The following is a 1,921-nucleotide window of genomic DNA, read 5'->3' on the forward strand; positions in this document are numbered from 1 at the left end:
AAACCATCAAAGTTTTTCCTTCTTTAAAATATCCTAACTTAGAAAAATGTCCTGATTATAAACAAGCTTTAAAATATCAATTTCATTTATCTTATATATTAGGTGAAGTTCTAATCAAAACTTTTAAAACTTGGTATAAAGGAAGTATTTTTACATTAGCTAAAAATATAAAAAAAGCCAATAAAGAATTTCAAATATTTAAAAAAACATTTGATCAATTTAAAATATATGATGTAGAAATTCCTAAAGATCTTTTAAGCAATAAATCTTTATTCTTGGAAAAAATTTTACAAATAGAAAAGTTATTAAAAACCCATAAAGACTATAAACCTATTATAGAAAATATCTTTCATAATTTTGATTATTTTATAAAGAATTTTAACCTTATAGAAGAATGGCTATTGTCAAATGATTTTAATGAAAAATACAAAAAAGAAAACCATCTTTACCCATCTTTACTTGATCCTAAAAAACTTAATGATGAAAAAGAAAAAATAAACTATAAAAACATACCAGCTGAACTTGCATGGGAAATGAATTTGCCTTTGCCTGATAATTATGAATTTGTGTTTTTGAGTATTTTTGGGGCTGGAAGTGATGCGATGGATAAATTTTTAAGAGGTTGTAAAATCAGCATGAATGCAAGGGTTAATAATAATTATAATCGCTATTTGGACAGTTATAAACTTTTAACAAATAGTAAAAATTATAATGTTTTAGTTCTTTCTGGCCATAAAGTTATCAATGATACAGATAAATTATTTTGTTTAATCGCTAAAAAAATTCCTTATTTGTGTGTTGTAAGAGATCCTATATCTTTATTAAAACCTTTAGTTAATCATCATCAAAATAATAATCAAATTATAAGAAAAATAGCTTTGGATTTTGATTATAAAAACTATATAGAGAGTGCGATTTTATACCATCAAACATTTGTAAAAAATGGCACTATAGAATACAGCTATGGAAAAGAGCCAAATTTAAATAATTTATTAAGATATTTAGATGGTAATATGAACATATTAAATCATAGAATCGAGTCTCTAAAGCATTCTATCGAAAAAATACATTATATAGATATGGGCGATATCATGCAAGAGTATGCTTTTAATACTTTTAAAAAATTATCTCAAATTTTTCATTTTCCTAAGCCAGAAGACGAGCTTTTATTTAAGGCGAAAGTGTGTCGTAATGATATATTGATTTTATTACCCTTTATATTAACAGTTTTTTTAAAAGATTATGAGATTATTGATAATCAAAATAAAGAAAGTATAGAGATTTTAATTTCAACATATCAAATAAGCACGAATATGATTAATAAGATTAATATTAATCATATAATTTTTAAGGAAAATGCCTATTTTGACAATCTTGTTTGTTTGTGCAATCAGATTGATTATGATATTTTAAAAAGGCATGAAAAAATATTTAATAGGGTAAAAAGATATATTCATGATTTTATTTATACTATGTATCTCCAAGAACAGAATGAAAGAAATAAATTATTCAAAGAAGAAGATATTTTAAACTATTTGAAAAAAAATAAAGATTTGGCATTAAAATTAAAGGGTATACTAGATAAAGATTATATTCATATTAAAAAGCACCGTCCAGACATAGTAGCTTCTTGGAAATACTATCAAGAATTTGAAAAAATGTGTAAGGAGTTGGATTAAAATAAAATTATTATTTTTTTATGATATAATTTTTCTTTTTTAAACACCTAAAGGACCCTCACCATGAAAAACCCAAACTCAGCTATAGAAAGAATAAAAAACCATTTAGCTTATAAATTAGGTAGAGTTATGATTGACTTTAGTCATCAAAGAAATAATTATAAGCATGGGGGGGGGTATATAGCATTATTTAAAAAACTTTATCAAATAAACAAACAACACAAAAAAGAACAAAAAATTTA

General features: G+C 23.5%; 2 protein-coding genes. Both read left to right on the forward strand.

Features of this window, described 5'->3' with window-relative positions; translation table 11 throughout:
- The coding region (locus AJ930_RS04555) for a DUF2972 domain-containing protein (protein ID WP_070274906.1) at positions 1-1,679 on the forward strand (1,679 nt) is incomplete at its 5' end.
- A gap of 63 nt (positions 1,680-1,742) precedes the next feature.
- Positions 1,743-1,921: hypothetical protein (locus AJ930_RS10835; protein ID WP_186820859.1), on the forward strand; the 179-nt coding region annotated here is incomplete at its 3' end.

Origin of the sequence: Campylobacter sp. BCW_6871, assembly GCF_001762325.1 — a bacterium.
In the GTDB taxonomy this organism is placed as follows: domain Bacteria; phylum Campylobacterota; class Campylobacteria; order Campylobacterales; family Campylobacteraceae; genus Campylobacter_D; species Campylobacter_D jejuni.